Raw genomic sequence first — 20,612 nt, 5'->3', positions numbered from 1 at the left:
AGTACTTCGACCAGACCTACCAAGCCATCGCCGGCCTGGTCTCCGACCGCGCGGCCATGCGGTAATCAACCACCAGCCAACCCGCCAGGCCAGCACAGCCCGACCTCAATCGAGCACCACGTCGTTACTCCCCTCTTGCTCCGGGGGCCTACTTTCTCTTGAGGGTGAAGTTCTTGGTGACCGTGGTCTTCTTCTTGATCGTCACGGTCGCTACGGTCGGCTGGAAGCCGTCCTTGGCGGCGATGACGGTCAGCGGGTTGTTGCGGACATCCAGCCAGAGGGCGTAGCCGCCGTCGGTGCCCGTCGTCAACGTGTAGCTCGTCGCCCAGGTGTCGATCTGGACGGTCGCCCCGGCGATCGGCGCGGTGCCGCCGGCGGTGGTGACCCCCAGCACGGTCCCGGTGATCTTGCCCCAGGTGGAGGGCTCGGCGACGTGCAGTGTCACCGGGATCTTCGGCACCGAGTACGGGGTGTCGCTGCTGAACGCCAGCTGTGCGCTGAAGTCGCCCGGCTGTGTCACCTCCGGCACCGAGGCGTCGAGGGCGAGGGTCACGGTCGAGCTCTTACCGGGCTGGACCGTGAGCTGCTGGGTGCTCTCGCTCAACCAGCTGACGTCGGCCGTCCCGCCCTGGTCGTAGCCCGGCAGCAGTTCCACCTTGGTGCTGGGGGTGTGCGGTGCGTTGGCGCCGCCGACCTTGAAGAAGCCGATCGAGCCGCCGCCGCGGTAGGTGCCGGTGTTGGCGTTGGGGAGAGCCGTCCATTCGCCGGCCGCCGGGTCGAAGGCGAAGCCCTGGTTGGTGATGCTGTTCTGGCTGACGCCGCTGGAGGTCACGCGGGAGGCCCGGAAAATAAAATTCCAGGCCGAGTCGGACCCGCCGCACGAGAAACGCGTCGGGCCTTTACTGTCCGGTAGGGATTTGGGCGGGGTCGAGGAATGGTGGGTTGCGGCGGCCGGTGCGGCGCCATCGGGGGTGGGAGCGCTCCCGCGCCCAGGACCATGCTGTCGCCTTGAGCCGCAGGTTGTAGCCCCAGGCTGCCGCCACCCCGGCCAGGTGAACCGCGCCCGCCCACGGGCCGCAGGCGAGCGACAACGGCACGCACAGCGCCAGCGCGGCGAACGCGGCCGCCCACACCTCCGCAGTGCGGACCGTTCCGGCGACGACGGGTTTGCCGCGACGGCCGGCCACGTTGTCCCGCAGCGCGTCGAGCGCGTCGTTGGACCAGCCGGCGGACAACTGCCCGGTCAGGACGGCGGCGGTGGTCAGGAGCCAGTGCGCGGCGCCCTGGCCCGCGACGACGGCCAGCGCCGACATCAAGGCGGTCACCGCCACCACGGGCCCTGGATGGCACGCCCCCGCCAGGCCGGCCGCCCGGCCGCCCCACCGCGCGGCCGTGCCGCCGCCCGTTGACTGCTCAGGAATGTCCAACGGCTGCTCAGGAATGCCCACCGGCCGATCGTAGGTGCCCGGCCCCTCGGCGAGGCCCGCGAATGTCCCTTCATTCGTTACTGAACATTTCTAACGACTGTTACATCGATGGGGTTAGGCTGGTTCGGACGCCGCCGGGCACAACCGGTGCAAATCAATCGTAGGGGGCATATATGAGCGGGACAGTGCTCGTCCTCGCCGTCTTCCTGGCCTGTGTGGTGGAAGCCGTCGAGGCACTCACGATCGTGCTCGCCGCGGGTGTCACCCGTGGCTGGCGCTCGCCGATGGTCGGTGTCGGCGCGGCACTGGTGACGCTGGCTGTCGTGGTCGCCGCGCTAGGTCCGGCGATCAGCCGGATCCCGATCGGCGCGATGCAGCTGGTGATCGGCTCCCTGCTGCTCGTCTTCGGCCTCCAGTGGCTGCGCAAGGCGATCCTGCGGGCTTCCGGACACAAGGCGCTGCACGACGAGGACCGGATCTACCAGCAGCAGGTCGCCGCCGCGCAGGCCGCGGGGACCGAGAGGCGGGCGTTCGTCACCGACTGGTACGGGTTCACCTTGGCCTACAAGGGCGTGTTGCTCGAAGGCCTGGAGGTCGCGTTCATCGTCGTCACCTTCGGGTCCGTCCAGGGACAGATCGCGGAGGCCTCGCTCGGGGCGATCGCCGCGGTCGTGCTGGTGGTCGCCGTCGGCCTGTTGATCAGGGCACCGCTGGCCAGGGTGCCCGAGAACACCATGAAGTTCGTGGTGGGGATTCTGCTCACCTCCTTCGGCATCTTCTGGGGAGCCGAAGGCGCCGGAGCGAGCTGGCCCGGTGCCGACGCCGCCCTGCTCGCCCTCATCCCGGCCGTCCTCGCCGTCTCGCTGGCCTACGTCGCGCTGCTGCGCAACGAACGGCGGCGCATGGTGCCGGCGGGCCGTCCGGAACGCATTGGAGTGTGACCCCGTGAACCCGATCATGCGTTTCCTGCACTTCTGCTACGACTTCGTGGTCGGCGACGACTGGACCGTTGCAGCCGGCGTGGTGATCGCCCTGGCGGCCACGGCGCTGCTCGCCGGCTTGGGCATCGCGGCCTGGTGGCTGCTGCCGCTCGCCGTGGTGCTGCTGCTCGGTCTGTCACTGCGGCGGGCGAGCCGTCTCCGGGCATGAGCGGCGGTCGAGCCGTCAGCGGCTTTCGCCCTCTTCCAGGTAGACCCGGGCGGCGTAGTCCTCCAGGACCTGCTCGCAGCGTTCCAGTGCCTCGACGGTCTCGGCACGGCCGGAGGCTGACAGCACGTCACGGGCCCGGACCTTCTCGAACCAGTTCTTCAGCTTGGTCAGGTCCTCGTCGTTCTCCTCCAGTTCGGCGTACGTGAAGTGTTCGGCCACGTACTCCTTCTCCACCCCGGCGAGAAAGTCCTTGCAGCGGTCGATGATCTCCTCGTACTCGTCATTGCGGGCCGCGTTGAAGGCAGCGATCACATCGGCCTCTCCCGCCAGCACGTCCGTGCCGAGCAGATGGGCCGTGCCGTCCATGTCGATGATCTCCTTGCGCAGCACCCGCATGGCCCGCTCGTTGGCAACCGTGCGAGGCAGGGCGGCCACCGAGTTCTGCAGATAGATCGCCCCGAGACCCTTGATACGCCGCCACACCGCTGCCCGCAGCCGGGTCGGTTCCGTCGGCACCCGGTAGATGAGTACAAGCCAGCGGTGTCCGCCTCCGGCCGCCTTTTCCCGGGGCTCTTCGTGGAGGTCTTCCGGGGGCTCTTCCCCGGGTTGATCCGCCCTCTGCGACTGATCCGTGGGTGCCACCGGTTCATCTCCTGCCTGGGCTGTTTCCTGCCCTCACCATACGGGTGGCGCGGCCGGTCCCGGCTCAAGGAGCGGTCTTGCCCCGGATGGCCGGATCCCGCGGATCGAGCCGTACCTCCTCCGCGTCCAGGGTCTCGTGCAGCCGGCGGAGCGCCGCGTCGTCGATCCGCCGCTCGTCGCGCAGCCGTACCAGCGTCGCGCGTTTCACCAGCATCCGTGCCCGTCTCAGCTCTCCCTCGGTGGGATGGGTGCGCGCGGCCCCCGGCCGCAGGGCCTCGGCGTGCTTCCGCATCTCCTCGGCGGGGGACCCGGCCACCTCGGCCGGCGCCCGGGGCGCTCGGCATGGGCGGGGAGCGCCGCCGGCGCTGGCGCTGACCGACAGCGCGGACTTCCGCAATCCCCACTACCACCGCCCGGCGGACACCCCCGAAACGCTCGACTACCAGCGGCTGGCCGCGGTTTCGGCGGCCACCGCCGCCACCGCCGTCTTCTGGGCCCCGCCCGCGCCCGGCCCGCGGGCTTCCGCGCCGGAGACCAGGCAGTAGGAACACTGAGCTGACTGGCGGGGCGGCCGACGCCGGCAACTGGTTCCCGGGAAAAATCCCGGGAACCAGAAGAAGCAACCACGCCCGGCCGCATGAGCGAGCGCGGTCGTCGTACGGCCGTCAACCCGCCAGCGGCAGCGGCTCCCCGGCCGTCTGCGCCGCGAGCAGCAGCGCCGTCAGGTCCTGGCGGGCGCGGGCCACCCGGGAGCGTACGGTGCCGATCGGGCAGCCGACCGCCGTGGCGGCGTCGGCGTAGGGCAGGCCGAGGAGCTGGGTGAGGACGAACGCCTGGCGGCGGGGGGCGTCCAGGGTCTCCAGCAGTTCGCGCAGCGCCACTCCCTCCTCGAAGCCGGGCAGCCCGGGGGGCTGGGCCCGCTCGGCCGCCGCCTGCCAGTCGGAGGCGTCGGCCGTACGGGGACGGGCGGCGGCCGAGCGGTAGCGGTCGACGACCACGCGCCGGGCGATGGACAGCAGCCAGGCGCGGGCGCAGGAACGGGCCTGGAACCCGGCCAGGCCGGTCAGCGCCCGCAGATAGGTCTCCTGGGTGAGGTCGTCGGCGCCGTGCACATCGGCGCTGAGGTGGGCGACATAGCGCCAGACGTCGCTGCGGGTGGCGCGTATGAAGTGTTCGACCGCCTCGCGGTCGCCGCTGCGGGCGGCCAGCGCCCATTCGGTGACCTGTTGGTCGTCGCGATCGTTGCGGCCGTTGCGGCCGTTGCGCGCGGCGGACGAGGCGCTTGGTGCTTGCACCAGGGCAGGAGTCATCGCAGGGGTCCTTCGCATGCGTGATGTGCAGCCCTCCGGGCCTGCCCGCGCTCAGTGAGCGGGGCGGGGGTCGGCGGAGAGCCGCAGGGCTCAAGAGGCCGCGCGGCCAGGGCGTGAAGTGCCGTGCCCGGTGTCGTGGGCTGGTCCGTGGGGCCTCTCAGGGCCGGCGTCACGTGGGTACGCCGGTAATTCCGCCCGCCACCAGGACGCGAGGACGTGGGGACGAGCGGTCAGCAGCAGACCGGTCGTCCCGGCGGGCCCCTGCGGGAGACGACGTGCTGGAGCAGCAGCCGGCGCAGCGGCCGGGCCGGGCCGAGCGCTGCCAACGGCCGCGCCGACGGCAGCGGGCCGGCGAAGGCAAGCGCGCGCCGGGCGCGCCGCAGCGGTGCGTAGACGAACGCAGCCAGCGACCGGCCGAGCCGGAACACCGCCGCCTCGCCGCGCCACAGCCACAGCCCGCAGGCGAGCGCCGCCAGCGTGTGGGCCAGCACCATGCCGGCGGACCACCCGTGTCCGGCGGAGGCCAGGGTCGCGGGCCCGGAGGCGGCGCGCATCCCCGCCATGTTGCCGGCGTCCGTGGGCGTGTGCATGCCCAGTGCATCCGACGTGCTGAACAGGGCGTGCAGCGCGAACTGCGCGCCGACGGTGGCCCCGGTCACCGCGAGCGCCCCGCGCTCCCGTCGTCCGGTCAGCCACCACGCGCCCGCCGTCGTACCGGCGAACGCGTAGCCGACGGCCCAGCCCGACAAGGTGTCGCCGGACATCAGCGCGTGCCCCAGGGCCGTCGTCACCACGCACACAGCCGCGAAGATCGCGGCTCGTGCGAGGCGGAAGGCAGGCCCGGTGGTCATGCCGGCCATGGTGTCAGCCGTTCCGCCCCGAGGGGGGCAAGAGTCCGATTTCCCATCTGCCCCCATCTGCCCGCCTCTCGGCCACCCGGCCGGTCGGTCAGCCGGCGTCGCGCCGCGTAGCCATCCTGCCCCCGGTGGGCACCCACGCCTCAACACCGCCCCGCTGCCCGCTGGATTCCAGGGCGGACAGACGCCGGGCGCATGGACGCGACCTCTCCTTCAGGGCGCCATTCCACCGCCGGAACGAAGAGCTGTCCGGCAGCTGATCCGGCCGATGGCCGCTCGCTGCCTCGCCCACGAGTGGCCGAATGGCCGGGCCGACGTCGAGGCAAGCCTGCTCTCGGGCAGCGTTCGCGCTGCTGAACCCGGCGGCCGGCACGTTCCCCGCCCGCCCCGCCTGGTTGCGTCGGGCGGGTCTGACGGGGAAACGTCAGGCGGTGCCCGGATTGGTCAGCTCGCGGCAATCACCACGGTCCCGCCGCCGATGACTTCGACGGTGTCCTCGGTGGTGGAGATCATGTTGGCTTCCATGCCCGCGATGACCCGCCGCCGGATGTCCATGCACGTGGCGCCCTGCGCGTACCAGGACGCTGGCCATGGCGTCCGCGAAGGCCTCCACCGCGGCGGTCCACAACCTTCCGATTCCGGGAATGAGCGCCGTGGTTCTGCCACATGCCCTCGGTCTGCCTCAGGGGCCGCCGGACGGCGTCGAGCGGAGGTGACGCGACGTCGTACGAGGCCATGACGGCCGCCACTGTCGAAGAGGGCGGCATCCGGCGCCCTGGACGGGACGGAGTAGTGGCTCGGGGAACGGGTCGCGACCGCCCTCCGTCAGACCGGCAGGTCGCTTGCCGCCGCGGCCTCGATGAACCGGCGGACGGCGGACCTCGGATCGCCGGAGCGCACCAGGGCCTCACCGACGAGGACGACGTCCGCCCCCCGTGCGCGGTACTCGGCGACATCTTCCGGGCCGGTGACACCGGACTCCGCCACCCGCACGACTCCTTCGGGGATGTCCGGCGCCAGCTTTCCGAACACCGACCGGTCGACGTGCAGCGTGGTCAGGTCCCTGGCATTGACACCCAGGAGTTGCGCACCGGCGTCGAGCGCCCGCTGGACCTCGTCCGCTGTGTGCGCCTCCACCAGCGGAGTCAGGCCCAGCTGGGTGCACAGCCCCAGCAGATCGGCGAGCTGTCCTCCGTCGAGCGACACCACCATCAGCAGCGCCAGGTCGGCGCCGTAGGCGCGGGCCTCCCACAGCTGGTAGGGGTCGACGATGAAGTCCTTGCGGAGGACCGGGACGTCGACGCTTGCGCGGACGGCGCTCAGGTCGGCCAGCGAGCCGCCAAAACGCCGCCGTTCGGTGAGCACACTGATCGCGGACGCGCCCCCCGTCGCGTACTGGCCCGCCAGGAAGGCCGGGTCCGGGATGTCCGCGAGCTCGCCCTTGCTCGGGCTCTTCCGCTTGACCTCGGCGATGATCGACACCTCGGGGGAGCGGAAGGCCGGCATCGGATCACGGGTCGGTGGCATGTCCGCCGCGCGTGCCCGGAGTTCTGCCAGCGGGGTCGCGCTCTGTCGCTGCCCCAGGTCATCACGGACGCCGGTCAGGATGTCGTCCAGAATGGTCACACCGTCTCCTCGGGAATTACGAATGACGAAATCGCGGCTCGATACCGCGTCAAGTGTCCCTCGAACCCTACGAGGCCGACTTCTTGCCGGTGGGCCCCATCGCGAGAGGTCGCCTCGTTCTTCCCCCTCGGCGGCTTCACCCCGCTCCAGTCCGGGACGCTCACCAACCTCGCCGCCCGCCTGGACGCCTCGCCGCAGCAGGTCGCCCTGGCCTGGCTGCTGCAGCGCTCGGCCACCACTGTCCTGATCCCCGGCACCTCCTCCGTCGCCCATCTGCGCGAGAACGCCGCCGCGGCCGACCTGGTCCTGTCCGCGGACGCGGTCGCGGTCGCGGAACTCGACACCATCGGGCAGCAGCGCCCGGGGCCCGGACCCCGGGCGGTCTGACTGCGCGTCAATCCAGCGGTGAGCCGGCGCGGTGCTGCGGCTGAGGGGACAGGGCGGCGTCCCCCCGTATGCCCGGACCAAGCCGCCGTACTGGGTGCTCGGTTGGAGCCAAAGTATGGAGCCGTAGTGATGAGGTTCCGATCATTTCCTTGCCATCGCGAGCGTGTACGATCCCCTCGTCTCTGTTCCCCCGCTTTTCTTCGGCCTCTCCAGTGACAACGGCATGGACGAGATCCCGAACGGCCAGGGATGCCGGACGAGCCGGGAACCCGCGGACGGATGCCTGCGTCTCCGGACCACGTCATCGAGGCCGCCCGGGTCGCGTCCGACCGCTGGCTGTGCATGGCCGATCCCATCCGTCACAGCGAGCACCACGCAACAGAGCGAAGGAGACCACGATGCCCAGACAGCAGCCCCCTGCCGGCAGCGGGCCGCAGCCGACCGCGGGCATGCCGCCGGTGTCCATCCGCCGTGCGGTCGCCTTGCCCGCTCCGTCCGGGGGCCCCGGTCCCGGCCTGTCGTCCCCGCGTGGCCCTGACCAGGTGCGCGGAACGGCGGTCATCGAGGGCGCCGCAGTCCCCGCGACCGCCTCACAGGAGGCGCGGCGGGGCGAGCCGGCCCAGCCGGACCCGGAGCACTCCGGATCCGCCGAGCGCGGTGCCGGGCAGCCCGCATCCGTTCGGGAAGCATCTCCTTCCGAAGGACCCGTACTCACCGCGCCCACCGCCGTGATACGTGCCCCGGGCGGCGGTACGAACGGGGGAGAGGCACCGCCGCCACCCTCGGGTGGCCTGAGGAAGCCGCTGCTGGTCGCCGCGGCCGTCGTGGGAGCGCTGGCGATCGCGGCGCCGTTCGCGGTGGCGGCCTGGGGCAGCGGCAAAGCGGCCCATACCGTGGAGGCGAAGGTTCCGGTCGTCACGTTCACGGACACCCACGCGCTCAGCGAGGCGCCGAGCGCACACGCCACCAGGTCGCCGTCCCCCTCGGCCGCACCATCGACGAAGCGGCACGGCGGCACCAAGAAGTCGACGAAGTCGACGCAGGGCGAGCCGGCGGCGGCTGCCCAGCCGACCCCGTCAGCCTCCCCCAAGAAGACGCAGGCCGGGACCAAGCCGGTCACGGCGAAGAGCCCGTCCAAGGCAGCCACCGACCGTGCGAGGGCCAACGCCGCCTCCAGCGCCACCAGGGTCCTGCTCAAGAACCTGAGGACCGGCCTGTGCGCCGATGTCCCCGGTTACGGGAACGGGCAGAGCAACGGTCCGGTCAGACAGTTCACCTGCGACGGCACCAGCGCCGACAACCAGCTGTGGGACCTGGGGGTGGCGGACAGGACCGGCGGGCCCCAGGGGTCGAGCCTCTTCATCATCCAGAACGACAAGGACCACCTGTGCATGGACCTGCCCAATTACGGTGCCAATGCGGCCGGTACGCCGATCACCGAGTACGCGTGCGACAGCACTACCGGCGACAACCAGTTGTGGTGGCTGGTCCCGCGATCGGACGGCACCTACTGGATCCGTAACTACAGCAGCGGCCTGTGCCTGAACGTGGCAGGACCCGGCACCGGCGGCAAGGACGCCAACCTCGAAATAGACCCCTGCAGCGACAGCACGAGCGACGACCACCACTGGCACTTCGTCTGAGCCGGACCTCACTCCCACCCCACGGGGCCGGAGCAGCGCTCGGGCCAGTGGGCGGCGCGGCCCCGTGACCCCGCCGGGACGCGCTGCTCCAGCGCTTCGGTGAGACGGGCCAGTACCGCGCGGTCCTGGTCCTCCGGCCCGTCCGGCGGGGCGGAGGCGGCAGTGCGGATCGCGGCCGGCGGCAGTTCCCGCAGCAGGACGAGGGCCGAACCGCCGACCTCGCGCACATCCAGCACCCGGAAGGCCGTGCCGGGACCGAAGACGATCTCGTCCGGGGCGGTGGGGGTGGCTTCGGTGGTGCCGCTCAGCAGCGGGTTCACGCGCCGCCCGGTGAACGACCAGATGGCGTACCGCGTGGTGGCGGCGGGCCCGGCGGTGTCCGCCGGAAGCGCGCTCACCGGCTCGGGGGTGCGGAGCACCCGGCCCGGAACGGGTTCGAACTGCTTTCCGGAAGACCCTCCGGAGGCCGCCGGGACGCCGCCTCTCACTACGGCGCCCCGGTACGGGGGCAGGTGGCACAGCCCCGAGGTCAGGCAGGCGGCGTAGGGGCGCACGCGAGGGTCGCCCGCACGCAAGGCTTCCGCCAGCTTCCGGTGGCTGAACGGACCGTCCGGAGAACTGAGGTACAGATGCACGGCGACGAGATCGGTCCGTTCGGGCGGGCGCGGATCCGGCATCTGTGTGAGGGCCCGGCTGACAGCCGCACTGTGCTGTTCCCACACCGGGTCCGCCAGGGCCCGGAAGGCCTTGCGGTCGGCTCCTTCGCTGTTGTGGTCCGGGGAGAGGAGAAGGGGCGCCGCCAGGCGCCGGGGGCTCGGGGGAGCCACGGGATCCGCCGCAGGCGAGGCGGCGGCCCCCGACGGGACGGCGGTGGGTGCCGGGGTATCGCCCGCCATCGGTATGCGCGTGGAGGGCGACGGCGGCGGGGGCGTCACGCGCGAGGGTGACGGCGGCGGGGGCATCGTACGCAGCCGTCTGATCCCGTGGCTGGCCATCACCCGGCTCAGCTCGCGCATCTGTTCTCCGCCGCAGTGACCGTACACATGCAGTACGGCGCGCTCGCGTACGTCCTCGCCCAGCCCATCGAGGAGCCTGCCGAGAGCGGACATCGCCGGTCCGTCGAGCGGTTCTCCGGGCGTACCCAGTTCGATCGCCGGCGCGTCGGCGTCCACCGGACGCCCGGCAAGGCTGATCCGCGCCCCGTTCGCCCTGCAGATCCGCAGACCGGCCCGGGTCACCGCGACCTGCCAGCCGTCGGGCAGCCGTACAACCCCCGCGTGCGCGGTACCGATGCCGGACACCGGCGGCTGCCAACGCAGCAGCCGGGGCGCCCTGCTTCCGCCGTCACCGGACGGGCGGCACACCACAGACTCGACGAACGGCCGCCATGTCGGCGTACCGTCCGCACCGATCAGGACGGCCCGTACCCGGTGCCCGGCCGTTCCCGTCGGCGAGTCATCGGCCATCAACGGCGATCCCGTGAGCACCTCCACTTCGAAGCCGAGCTTGTTCGCGGCCAGTTGTGCCGTCGGCAGCAGGTCGGTGGGGTTCCCCGGGGCGAGACGGACGGCGGAGCGAAGGGAGGGGGGCAGGGCGGCCAGAACATCGAGAACACCATGCGCGGGAACGTCCCCCTCGTCCCCCGGGGCCCCCACGATCACGACCGGGCGGCCGGTGCTGACCGGCACGGCGAACGACAGGTCGCCGGGAAGCGGCGGGGCCGCGCCTTCCGGCCGGAGCAGCACGCCCGCCGGTATCCGGTGCACGACCGTCCCCCCGGCGGCAGTGGCGGCCAACCGTTCCACTTCCGCCTGCCAGGACGGCGCCGGCAACTGGCGTCCCAGAGGCTCCGGTTCCTCACCCGGGGCGAAACACCACCAGCCCCGGTTGCGGTCCCGTACCGCCTGCGGACGCTCCGCGTGCTCCGGCACGAACAGCGAGCCGCCGGGAACGAGCAGCGCCACCCCGTCCGGGGCGATCACCCGCATGTCCCATTCATCGGCGATCCAGCGCGCCACGGCGGGCCGGTCCTGGCGGTCGGCGGCGGCGCCGGACATCACCAGCCGGACCTCGGAAGCGCCGGTCGCCCGGAGGGAGTCGAGCAGCCCCACGAGCCAGGGCCAGGCTCGTTCGCTGTCCAGACTGACCACGATGGTGGCGGAACCCGCCTCCGACGGCATGGCGTACCCGAGTTCGGCCACCGACATGGGGTCCGGGGAGGGTCCGCCGAAGGTCCGCAACAAGTGGATGCCGTCGATCTCCTCGACGTGGACCGCGTCCTCGCCGTCGCCGGCGGGCTCCACCGCGCCGGGCCGCTCCGGATTCCGCTCCGGACTTCCGTCACCGGTCTTCCGGCGTGGCAGGACGGTGAATCGCCGTCTCACAGCCCGTCATTGCTCCTTGGCCATAAACGAATAACAGTGCACACGCACAGTATTAAGTCATAGCAGTGACGCATGTGAATTGCTTCTACGTAAACACTACGCCAGGTGCCTCGGCGGTGTGACTCAGCTGGCGGGAACCGGCTTCGGTGTGCAGAGGGGTACGACACGTGGCCTGCCGACGGCCAGTGCCGGCGGTGGGCCTGGCCGGGGTGCGGGCGGCGCTCGATGCCGGTACCCGTGTCGGCGCGGGTCGGCGCAACTGGCTGCCGGCCGTCGCGTCGAACGGCGGCGGAGCCGCACTGCAAGTGTGCCGGGCGCTGCTGGCTGCGTCCGCGCGAAGGCGGTGAGGCGCTCGTCGAAGGTCCCGGTCGGCCGGTCCAAGGCGCTGTCGAGCTCACGCCCGAGGCGCTCCAGGCCGTGGATCGCGAGAGCGTCGAGCACGGCAGGCTTGTCGGGGAAGTGCTGGCGTGGCGCTCCGTGACTGACGCCGATCTCCCGGGCCAGTTCAACGACCGGCCCCACAGCCGTCTTGCCGCCGCAGTGGTGTCTGCTCGGTACCGCGAAGCCGTCTGGGGCCCCGAGCTCGGCGGGATCTGACTGATGCGCGATGTCCGTCCGTCCGCCCGCTCTCGCCGCGGCGGACGGACGGACACCGCGCCGCGGCTCAGCCGCGTGGGAGTGACTGCGCCTGGACCGTCGGCAGCGTCGTCCAGTCGCTGGAGACGATGCTGGCGTGTGCGGCGGCGAGTTGGGCGACGCGTGCCTGCGCCTCCGCCTCGGTGGGGCTGGTGTCGCTGATGGCCGGGGAGACGTTCTGCGCGTCGGTCATCACCAGCAGATAGTGGTTGGTGTCGTACCAGGAGGTGTCTATGGTGCCGCCCATGTAGGTCGAGGCGTCGCCGTCGAAGGCGACGAACCAGGGCCGGATGGTGGTGTCGGCGTAGCGGGTGCGCGGGTCACCGCTCGCGGCGTTGTGCACGGCCGGGAAGACCTCGGCGTTGCCGATGTTTCCGGCCGAGTTCAGGTTGCGCAGGTAGGTGGCGTACTCGACGTCGGTCCAGAGGGTGTCGGTCGGGTTGCTCTCCTCGACGGTGCCGGGGATTGCTTCGATGATGACCTTGCCGGCGAGCTGTGCGCGGGTGGGCCAGTTGCCCGCGCGGGCGGCCTCGTCGAGGTTCGCGTACGTGCCGCCGCCCGGCTTGGCCAGCAGGTCGGCCGGCCGGAAGACGTCGGAGCCGAGGTGGCTTCTGATGGCCGTGTCGAGCTGGGCCGGGCCGAGCCCGTAGGTGGACTGGAAGCCGGCCTTCATCTCCAGTTTGATGTACAGGGGCGCGTGGCCGGGGTGCGCGGCAAGCCAGACCCGGACGTCGTCCAGGCAGCTTTCCAGGTCCTTGTTGGCGCCGCCCGAGTACAGCTGGGAGGCGGCCGAGGCGTCGACGCAGTTGTTGCTGTTGCCGAGCGGGTTGTCGTGGCTGACCTTCCACTCCTTGGTGATGAAGTCGTCCCAGACGTCCAGCTCGATCATGGAGGTACCGGTGTCCAGCGCCTGGGCGAGGTAGCTGAACGTGGCCGGAACATAGGTGTTGTGGAGTCCGACCGTGGTGGCCTGGGCGAGAGAGAGCCCGCCGGTGTCGGCGGCGCTCGCCTTACCGGCGGACACCCCGCCGAACAGGGAGGTAAGGGCGAGCGCGGCGGCCAGGGCGAGCGCGGCGGTGCGCAGCGAACGGGGCATGCGTTCTCCTGTGGGGGAAGAGGTGACGTTGTCATGCTCATCGAGATTCTCGGCCGCCGAGGTTAACGGCCGCGGTCCATCCGGTAGGTACCGGGCGGACAGTGAAGGACTAGACCAGGTTGCGAATGTTGCACAAGAGCACAGGAGTGGCCAACGTGCCCTGAAATCGACGGTGTTGAGGGAACAACCGGACGTCGCCTGGCAGCTGAAGAGCCAATCCGAGCAGGTCAGGCGCATGATGGTGCACCAAAAACGTGCGGGGCCGGCCCTTACCGGGCCGGCCCCGCATTTTCCGCGACGGTGGTCAGCCGTCGCTGTTGTCAGGGGTGGTCGGGGCGGGGCCCGCGCCGGGTACCTGGTTGGGCAGCAGAACCTTGGAGTCGCCCGGGTAGGGCTTGGTGAAGTTGCTGGAGGAGTACCAGATGTCCCGGTTCTCCTGGGCCATGTTCACCATGTCCTCGGACTTGAAGTTCTGCTTGGCCGACCACGTCGCCCAGGCCGCGGCCGTCGCGTTGGTGGTCTGCGCGGGCTGTGGGTTCGTCGTGGTGAGCGGGATCTGGTTGGGCAGGTAGGTGTACGGCGTGTAGTTCGGCTTGTTGGTGAACGTGTCGTACATCGGCTCTGCCGCCATGTCCTGCTGGTTCATCGGCGGCAGACCGAGGATCTGCTCGATGGTCCGCATGACGTTCAGCTGGCTGTAGTAGGTGTGAACCACCTTGCCGTGCGCGGCGTACGGGCTGACCACCAGGGTCGGGTTGCGGTGCCCGTCGACGTGGTCGACACCGTTCTGCGAGTCGTCCTCGAGGACGAAGACCGCGGTGCTCTTCCAGTCCTTGCTGTGCGAGATCGTGTCCACGATGCGGCCGAGCGCGAGGTCGTTGTCGGCGACGTGCGCGGCCGGCGTGATGGCGCCCGGCGCGGTGCCCTCGGTGTGGTCGTTCATCAGCCACATCATGTTGAGCGCCGGCAGGTTGCCGTTCTTCTCGTACTTCGCGAAGGTCGGCTGGAACAGATCCGCCCGGTACTGGTCGGGAATGTTCAGGTCGAAGTTCGGGAAGTTCGGCTGCGTGATCTTCGCCAGCGACGGGATGTCCGTCTTCGGCTGGTAGGACCCGAGCGGGTAGTTCAGCGGGCCGGAGGCCTTGCCCTCCATCACCTGCGAGTCCTGGTACCACTTCGGCCAGCTGCCGGCGGCTGTGCCCTTGCCGCTTGAGTCGACATAGCTGTCGATCTGCTCGCCCCAGTTGGTGACCGACTTGCCGTGGGCCAGCGCGTCGTCCCAGATCCACCCGGACTTCGTGTTGCTCAGCGGGTCGCCGGTCTGGTAGGACCGGGTGTAGTTGCCGTACATCTGCTGCATGTAGTTGTTGACGAACGCCTGGTCCAGCCAGTGGTGGCCCTCGGCGGAGTTGGTGCCGTCCGAGTACAGGTTGTCGATCAGCGGGCCTGTCGCGGCCAGCGCGTGGGTGTTCGGCGTGACCGTCTTGCCGAACTGCGTCAGGCTCGGGTCACCGTTGCCGCGCGGGTCGTCGCCGAGCACCTGGTCGTAGGTGCGGTTCTCCTTGACGATCAGGAACACGTGCTTGATCTTCGACGGGTCGCCGACATGCAGCGGGACCGCCACCGGCGCGGCCTTGCCGCTGCCGGCCTGGTTGCGCTGCTGGAGGCCGTTCCACTGGTTGTTCTTGAACACCTGCTGGGTGTACTTCTGCATCTGCTTCGCCGTCGGGGCCGCGACCGTCTGCACGGTGCCGACGAAGTTGTAGCCCAAGTGCGAAGTGGCGGCGGTGGTCCCGGTGCCCTCGTTGACCGTGCCGTTCGCCCCGACCGAGCCGAGGCCCTGCTCGCTCGCCACGACCAGCTGGTTCAGCTGGGTGTCCTTGATCAAGCCGGTGGGGAACGAGCCGGTCGGGATCAGACCGTCGAAGCTGGGCTGCGTGTACGCGTCCTTGTACTGGTAGACGGCCACCGCGTTGTCCCGGCCCAGACTGACTGCCAGGTGTGTGGAGTCGAGCATCGTCAGCCCGTTGGGCTGGGCGCCGTAGGGCGCGCCGGGCGCCGGGTTGGCGGCGAAGGTGCGGCCGAGCTGCTGCTTGACGGTGTCGATGGTCGACACGGTGTCGTCGTCGGTGTTCGTGACGACCAGGTTCTTGCCCACCGCGAGCAACGCGCTGGGCTCCAGGCCGACCTTGAACGTCTTGATCTGCTGACCGCCGGTCAGGTCGACCTCGGAGACGGTGCCGGTGGAGGGAACGGCGCTGTTGTTGTTGGTGACGATGGGTGTGCCGTACGAGTCGTCCGTCCGGTCACCCGGCAGCGCCGGGCGGCCGCCCTGGTTGCTCACGTACGCCTTGCCGTCGATCACCACGACGCTGTTCGGCGCGTTGCCGACCGGGATCTGCTTCGTGACGGTGTTGGTGGCGGTGTCAACCACGCCCAGGGTGTTGTTGCCGCTCAGCGTGACGAGCAGGTCGGTGCCGTTCGTCGCGAAGGCGAGGCCGGCCGGCACGGCTTGGCGGCCGTTCGCGCCCGGCAGTTTGACGACGACCGGGTTGGACAGGGTCCCGTCCGAGGCGACGTCATAGCGCACCAGATCGGAGGGTTGTGCGGCCCACAAGTGCTTGCCGTCGGGGGAGTAGACGATGCCCCCGTCGGAGATCCGGCCGCTGCCCACCTGCTGCAGCACCTTGTGGCTGACGAGGTCGAAGACGGTGACGTTGCCGGTGGTGGCACCGCCGGTGTTGAGACTGGCGGCCGTCTTGCCGTCGGGGTTCAGGGCCAGCCCGAACGGGCGGCCGTTCTCCTTGGTGACGTTGCCGGCGGGCGTGACGAACTGGTTGTTGTGCGTCAGATACGAACCGTCGGCCTGCTTGCCGACGACCTTGTGACCGAGCGGGGTGTTACCGAAGTCCCCCTCGGCGTAGGTGACACCCGCAGCGGTTGCCACCAGGGCGATCGTGGCTGTTGCGACCAGTGTCCGCTTGGCTTTTCTCGGGCTACGCATGTATGTGTCCTCCGTCGGAGCCGACGACCGATCACGAAGTTGGTGCGGCGCGGCGAGGAAGAATCTAGGTGCAATGCGAAGACCGGATGTCGACGAGTATCCGTACGCAGCATGAATAGCTGATAGGCAGCTAAACGGAGCCTTTGTATCTTCTTTGAGATGGGATTTTATGGAAAATCGGCGTGAAATCTCAGTAGACGAGACGAAGAGTGCCAAAATTAGCCCAGCCTAAGCTTATTTGACTTAACTGCCGGGTAACTTACCTGCGGGAACTTTCCTGTTATGTTCAGGTATGCCCGGAATCACACCATCTCAAGAGAGGCCCACGCGAGGAGAACGGATCTCAACGAACACCCGTAACGCCCATGAATACCTACGGTGTGATGGATGGTGAAGTTTTGCATTCCCATGGTGTAGCCGGCCTCACCCCGCACACGGGTGTGAGCACCCCATCGGGACGGACCCCGTGTGGCCCGGTGCGCGCTACGGCCTGGGCCTGATGTGGATTCCGCTGTCGTGCGGCGGGGGCTGCTGCAGTCACGCGGGTGACCTTGCCGGCTACAGCACCCGGGACGGTACCAGCGCCGACGGCCGTCGGGTCGTCGTGCTGGAGGCGACCGGTGACGGCGACGCCAACGGCGCCACCGAGGTGGCGAAGAACGCCCTGATCGACCAGCAGTTCTGCGCCTCCGGCCCCAAGTAACACGAACCGGTCGGCGCCGCGCCTTCTCACAAATCGGGATGATCAAGGCGCTCGCGGCCGACCGGGCCATTCGTGTTACATCCATGCGACCTGCGTAAACGTCTGGTTTCCATGTGATTGGCGGGCTTTTCTTCGCGTCGGATCGTCCTTACGGTTCAGTTCATCAGTTGGTCAGACCAACTGGCCGGAGGGGCATCACGGTAGGAGGGTCATTGGACGGGTTCGACGCGTTCGTGCGTCGGTCGCTGAGTGTGAGCACCGAGATCGTCGCTCACATCGAGACCCTGATCAGCAGCGGCTCTCTGGAGCCGGGCACCAAGCTTCCGCCGGAGCGGGAGCTGGCCCAGGTGCTGAAGGTCTCGCGAGTGTCGCTGCGTGAGGCGATGCATGAGCTGGAAGCCAAGAGGGTGATCGAGCGCAGGCCGGGGCGGGGCACCATCGTGCTGGAGGTGCCGTCTCACGCACAGGCGCTGTACGGGGAGGTGTCGGAGTCCGAGCGGACGCTGCGCGATGTCGCGGAGCTGCGCGAGACGATCGAGCCGAAGTTCGCGCAGCTGGCCGCCGAACGCGCGACGCGGGCGACCCTGTACGCCCTTGAGCAGATGCTGGAGAAAAGCGGCCGCGACCTGTCGCAGGAGGAGTCGCTGAAAGCCGACATCAGCTTTCACATGCTGCTGGCCCAGGCGTCGCAGAACCCGTTGATGGTGGCCCTCAACTCCCTGGCCAACAGCTGGACGGAATCGGTGCGTTCCTTCTCGCACGAGACCGCCGAGGCCCGCCGGTCCTCACACCACGGGCACCAGTTGATTTTCACCGCAGTACGGAGCGGCAATGGCGCCGCGGCACGAGACGCGATGCTGGCGCACCTCGCAGACGTCGCGAATCTCACGAGGGGCAGCTACCCCTCGTTCTGAACCGGCTCCACCAGGCACTTCCGCGAAATGAGCAACCCATGAAATCCCAGTTGAGAAGCGTGCGCCTGCTTCGCACGGCGGCGCTCACCAGTGCCGCGGCGCTGGCCCTGGTCGCGGTGTCGGCGTGCGGCGGCACGTCGTCCTCGGCGTCCTCCTCCTCGTCCTCCGGGGGAGGAGCGAAGGCGTTCAAGATCGTTCTTCCCTGGTACGCCGATCCCGAGGGCGGCGGCTTCCTCGCGGCGAAGTCGGAAGGGTTGTACAAGACCAAGAACCTCGACGTCACCCTGCAGCCCGGCGGCCCCCAGGTTTCGGCCACCCAGCTCGTCGCGGCGGGCCGTGCCCAGGTCGGCTTCACCGACGCGGCCGGCATCATCCAGGCGCGCGAGCAGGGCATTCCGATCGTCGCGATCGGCGCTCTCTACCAGGACAACCCGGTGGGCGTGATGGTGCACGCCAGCACCGGAATCACCTCCTTCGCCGGCATGGGCGGCAAGACCTGGATGGTGCAGACCGGCCAGCTCGGCCCGGCGTGGGTCAAGAAGAAGACCGGCATCAGCTTCACGACCCAGTCGTACCAGGGCTCGATCGCCAACTTCCTGAAGCAGGACAGCCTGGTCCAGCAGGGCTGGCCGACGAATGAGGCGTACCAGGCCGAGAAGGCCGGGGCGAAGGTCAACTTCGTTCCGTTCTCGTCCTCCGGGTTCAACCCGTACAACGACGTCTTCTTCACCTCCGAGTCCTATCTGAAGAGCCACCGCAAGGAGCTGACCGACTTCCTCGCGGCGAGCATGCAGGGCTGGCACGACTACATGGGCGATCTGTCGGTTGCCAAGACGGCCAACGCCGCCATCCTCAAGGCGGACAACCAGCTGACCTCGCAGAGCGCCTGGTACGCCTGGGACAAGCAGCGCAAGTACGTGGTCGCCGACGAGGGCAAGCAGCAGCTCGGCGCCATGACGCAGAAGCGCTGGACGACCTTCGTCGACCAGATGAAGCAGCTCGGCCAGCTCAAGAGCACCCCGAAGGTGACGGATCTCTACGACTCCTCGCTGCTGCCCAAGGTCGCCGCGCCCACGGCCCTGCCCGCGGCGCCGGCCGGTTCCTACTGACTCCGCGAGCGCCCGGGAGGAGCACACACATGAGTACAGCCCCTGATGAGAACCAGGTTGAGAACCAGGTTGAGAACCAGGCGGCCGGTCTCGATCCGCTGGTCTCGTTCGAAGGCGCGGACAAGGTCTACAACAGCGGCTTCCGGGCGCTGGACCCGATCGGTCTGCGGCTGCCACGGGCGGAGATCACCGTTCTGGTCGGCCCGTCCGGCTGCGGCAAGTCGACGCTGCTGCGGATGGCGGCCGGCCTGACCGCACCGACGAACGGCGTCATGACCCGGCGCACCGAGCGGATGTCGTATGTGTTCCAGGACCCGACGCTGCTGGCCTGGCGTTCGGTCCGGGCCAATGTCGAGCTGGTCGCGAAGCTGCAGAAGGTGCCCCGGCCGGAGCGCCGGGAACGGGCACAGGACGCGATCGACCTGGTGGGCCTGCGGGGGTTCGAGAAGGCCTATCCCCGCGAGCTGTCCGGGGGCATGAAGATGCGCGCGTCGCTGGCGCGGGCGCTCACCAGCGAGCCGGAACTGATGCTGATGGACGAGCCGTTCGCGGCGCTGGACGAATTCAACCGGGAAAAGATGGGCGCCGAGCTGATCAATCTGTGGCGCACCCGTCAGGTCACCGTCATGTTCGTCACGCACTCCATCCCCGAGGCGGTCCGGCTCGGGCACCAGATCGCGGTGATGGGGACAGGACCGGGCCATGTGAAGCAGATCTTCCGATCGCCGAGCCCGCCCACGTCCGACCCGAAGACCGAGCGGGACGACAACGCGCTGCGGGAGCTGCGCACCGAGATCTCGACGATGCTGGGAGGTGCCGGGATATGACGGCAGTGGACGCACCGGAACGGCCGGCGGTGGCCCCGGCACAGCTGCCGGCACGGCGTTGGCGGTCGCTGGCGGTGAAGACCGTACTGCCGCCCGTCGGCGCTTTCGTGGTGGGAATCGGCCTGTGGCAACTGGTGATCGTCGTCTTCGGCATTCCCGGGTACATGCTGCCCTCGCCGGCGACGATGGCGAGCACGATCACCGATGAGTTCGGCACACTCGGTGAACCGACCTGGGTGACGCTGCGCGAGTCTGTTCTGGGCTTTGTGATCGCGGCCGTCGTCGGTGTGCTCAGCGCGTTGTTGATGGCGCGCTGGCGGCTGATGGAACGCAGCCTCTACCCCTATCTGATCCTGCTGCAGACGATCCCGATCGTGGCTGTGGCGCCGCTGTTCGTGGTCTGGCTCGGCGCGGGGATAGCGACGAACACCCTCGTGGCGGCCATGATCGCGCTGTTCCCGGTTGCGGCCAACACCCTGCAGGGACTGAAGTCCATCGACCGCAACCTGGTGCAGCTCTACACGATGGCCGGAGCGCCGCCCAGGGTGCAACTGATGTTCCTGCGGCTGCCCGGGGCGCTGCCGGCGATCCTGACCGGGCTGCGGGTGGCCGCCGGCGCCTCGGTGATCGGCGCGATCGTCGGTGAGTTCGTCGCGGGCGTCGGGGGCGGCTCGGGCGGCCTGGGCTATGTGATCACCGAGAGCGCGGTGCAGCTGCGTACCCCCCAGCTTTTCCTGGCGGTCATCGGAGCCAGCGTTGTGTCGCTGCTGCTGTTCGCGGTCGTCGTCCTGGTCGAGAGGTACCTGCTCGGCAAGTGGCACGAGTCCGCGTTGCCGACCGACGAATAAGAGGCCGCCCCACCTATTCGTGCGGCCTCTAAACAACAAGGAGCCACCCT

Annotated in this window: 19 protein-coding genes and 2 pseudogenes; 11 read left to right on the top strand and 10 right to left on the bottom strand. The window is 69.5% G+C overall.

The window, feature by feature from the left end; translation table 11 throughout:
- Positions 1-148 precede the first annotated feature (148 nt).
- Positions 149-832 (bottom strand): carboxypeptidase regulatory-like domain-containing protein, encoded by a 684-nt coding sequence (locus FCI23_RS35205; RefSeq protein WP_246144365.1) that lies wholly within the window; start codon positions 830-832, stop codon positions 149-151.
- Positions 833-989: 157 nt separating this feature from the next.
- Positions 990-1,427 (bottom strand): annotated as a pseudogene (locus FCI23_RS35200) (UbiA family prenyltransferase); the annotation flags it as partial.
- A gap of 173 nt (positions 1,428-1,600) precedes the next feature.
- Here FCI23_RS35200 and FCI23_RS35195 point away from each other — a divergent pair.
- Together FCI23_RS35195 and FCI23_RS35190 are read left to right on the top strand one after the other, a co-directional pair.
- Complete coding sequence (locus FCI23_RS35195; protein WP_136728231.1) at positions 1,601-2,368, top strand: COG4280 domain-containing protein; 768 nt, start codon at positions 1,601-1,603, stop codon at positions 2,366-2,368.
- Between the two features lie 4 nt (positions 2,369-2,372).
- Positions 2,373-2,576, top strand: coding sequence for a hypothetical protein (locus tag FCI23_RS35190; protein WP_211265582.1), 204 nt, complete (start codon positions 2,373-2,375; stop codon positions 2,574-2,576).
- A gap of 15 nt (positions 2,577-2,591) precedes the next feature.
- Here FCI23_RS35190 and FCI23_RS35185 read toward each other — a convergent pair whose 3' ends face one another.
- Both FCI23_RS35185 and FCI23_RS56985 read right to left on the bottom strand, forming a co-directional pair.
- The gene (locus FCI23_RS35185) at positions 2,592-3,218 is read right to left on the bottom strand and encodes a Chromate resistance protein ChrB (protein WP_211265581.1); all 627 of its coding nucleotides are present in this window, start codon (positions 3,216-3,218) and stop codon (positions 2,592-2,594) included.
- A 64-nt stretch (positions 3,219-3,282) separates the two neighbouring features.
- Positions 3,283-3,426: a hypothetical protein gene (locus tag FCI23_RS56985; RefSeq protein WP_169317079.1), complete on the bottom strand. Its 144-nt coding sequence runs from the start codon at positions 3,424-3,426 to the stop codon at positions 3,283-3,285.
- Between the two features lie 40 nt (positions 3,427-3,466).
- Between FCI23_RS56985 and FCI23_RS35180 the strand changes: the two genes are divergently transcribed.
- Positions 3,467-3,763: a hypothetical protein gene (locus FCI23_RS35180; protein WP_136728230.1), complete on the top strand. Its 297-nt coding sequence runs from the start codon at positions 3,467-3,469 to the stop codon at positions 3,761-3,763.
- A gap of 120 nt (positions 3,764-3,883) precedes the next feature.
- On the opposite strand, the gene FCI23_RS35175 is transcribed toward FCI23_RS35180, so the two are convergent.
- From FCI23_RS35175 to trpC, 3 genes are all read right to left on the bottom strand, one after another.
- Entirely contained in the window at positions 3,884-4,528 is a 645-nt protein-coding gene (locus FCI23_RS35175; RefSeq protein WP_136728229.1) for a sigma-70 family RNA polymerase sigma factor, read from the bottom strand.
- A gap of 230 nt (positions 4,529-4,758) precedes the next feature.
- Positions 4,759-5,379: a hypothetical protein gene (locus tag FCI23_RS35170; protein ID WP_136728228.1), complete on the bottom strand. Its 621-nt coding sequence runs from the start codon at positions 5,377-5,379 to the stop codon at positions 4,759-4,761.
- 831 nt (positions 5,380-6,210) lie between these two features.
- The gene (trpC, locus tag FCI23_RS35165) at positions 6,211-7,011 is read right to left on the bottom strand and encodes an indole-3-glycerol phosphate synthase TrpC (protein WP_136728227.1); all 801 of its coding nucleotides are present in this window, start codon (positions 7,009-7,011) and stop codon (positions 6,211-6,213) included.
- A 117-nt stretch (positions 7,012-7,128) separates the two neighbouring features.
- On the opposite strand from trpC, the pseudogene FCI23_RS35160 reads away from it, so the two are divergent.
- Positions 7,129-7,398: pseudogene (locus FCI23_RS35160) on the top strand (aldo/keto reductase); the annotation flags it as partial.
- A gap of 398 nt (positions 7,399-7,796) precedes the next feature.
- Positions 7,797-9,041: an RICIN domain-containing protein gene (locus FCI23_RS35155; protein ID WP_169317078.1), complete on the top strand. Its 1,245-nt coding sequence runs from the start codon at positions 7,797-7,799 to the stop codon at positions 9,039-9,041.
- An 8-nt stretch (positions 9,042-9,049) separates the two neighbouring features.
- On the opposite strand, the gene FCI23_RS35150 is transcribed toward FCI23_RS35155, so the two are convergent.
- Positions 9,050-11,425 (bottom strand): hypothetical protein, encoded by a 2,376-nt coding sequence (locus FCI23_RS35150; protein WP_136728225.1) that lies wholly within the window; start codon positions 11,423-11,425, stop codon positions 9,050-9,052.
- Between the two features lie 417 nt (positions 11,426-11,842).
- Here FCI23_RS35150 and FCI23_RS56980 point away from each other — a divergent pair, with 417 nt between their 5' ends.
- Positions 11,843-12,022 carry a hypothetical protein gene (locus FCI23_RS56980; RefSeq protein WP_169317077.1) on the top strand — a complete coding sequence of 60 codons (180 nt, stop codon included), beginning with the start codon at positions 11,843-11,845 and terminating at the stop codon, positions 12,020-12,022.
- Between the two features lie 67 nt (positions 12,023-12,089).
- Here the strand turns inward: FCI23_RS56980 and FCI23_RS35140 are convergent, their stop codons facing one another.
- Both FCI23_RS35140 and FCI23_RS35135 read right to left on the bottom strand, forming a co-directional pair.
- Entirely contained in the window at positions 12,090-13,157 is a 1,068-nt protein-coding gene (locus tag FCI23_RS35140) for a phosphatidylinositol-specific phospholipase C domain-containing protein (RefSeq protein WP_136728224.1), read from the bottom strand.
- Between the two features lie 304 nt (positions 13,158-13,461).
- On the bottom strand, positions 13,462-16,161 hold the full coding sequence (locus tag FCI23_RS35135; RefSeq protein WP_136728223.1) for a bifunctional YncE family protein/alkaline phosphatase family protein: 2,700 nt from the start codon (positions 16,159-16,161) through the stop codon (positions 13,462-13,464).
- A 466-nt stretch (positions 16,162-16,627) separates the two neighbouring features.
- Here FCI23_RS35135 and FCI23_RS35130 point away from each other — a divergent pair, with 466 nt between their 5' ends.
- The 5 genes from FCI23_RS35130 to FCI23_RS35110 all read left to right on the top strand — a co-directional run bounded on the left by FCI23_RS35130 (position 16,628) and on the right by FCI23_RS35110 (position 20,562).
- Entirely contained in the window at positions 16,628-16,864 is a 237-nt protein-coding gene (locus FCI23_RS35130; protein WP_211265580.1) for a hypothetical protein, read from the top strand.
- A 212-nt stretch (positions 16,865-17,076) separates the two neighbouring features.
- Positions 17,077-17,778 carry a FadR/GntR family transcriptional regulator gene (locus FCI23_RS35125; RefSeq protein WP_136728222.1) on the top strand — a complete coding sequence of 234 codons (702 nt, stop codon included), beginning with the start codon at positions 17,077-17,079 and terminating at the stop codon, positions 17,776-17,778.
- A 38-nt stretch (positions 17,779-17,816) separates the two neighbouring features.
- A complete protein-coding gene (locus FCI23_RS35120; RefSeq protein WP_136728221.1) occupies positions 17,817-18,887 on the top strand; it encodes an ABC transporter substrate-binding protein in 1,071 nt (356 codons plus the stop codon).
- Between the two features lie 29 nt (positions 18,888-18,916).
- The gene (locus tag FCI23_RS35115; protein ID WP_136728220.1) at positions 18,917-19,714 is read left to right on the top strand and encodes an ABC transporter ATP-binding protein; all 798 of its coding nucleotides are present in this window, start codon (positions 18,917-18,919) and stop codon (positions 19,712-19,714) included.
- A complete protein-coding gene (locus FCI23_RS35110; protein ID WP_136728219.1) occupies positions 19,711-20,562 on the top strand; it encodes an ABC transporter permease in 852 nt (283 codons plus the stop codon). Before FCI23_RS35115 ends, FCI23_RS35110 begins: the two co-directional genes overlap by 4 nt.
- The last annotated feature ends 50 nt before the right edge of the window (positions 20,563-20,612 follow it).

The sequence above is a fragment of the Actinacidiphila oryziradicis genome (genome assembly GCF_005047355.1).
In the GTDB taxonomy this organism is placed as follows: domain Bacteria; phylum Actinomycetota; class Actinomycetes; order Streptomycetales; family Streptomycetaceae; genus Actinacidiphila; species Actinacidiphila oryziradicis.
The sequence above is the reverse complement of the archived record's forward strand: the minus strand, read 5'-3'. Positions and strand labels throughout refer to the sequence as shown.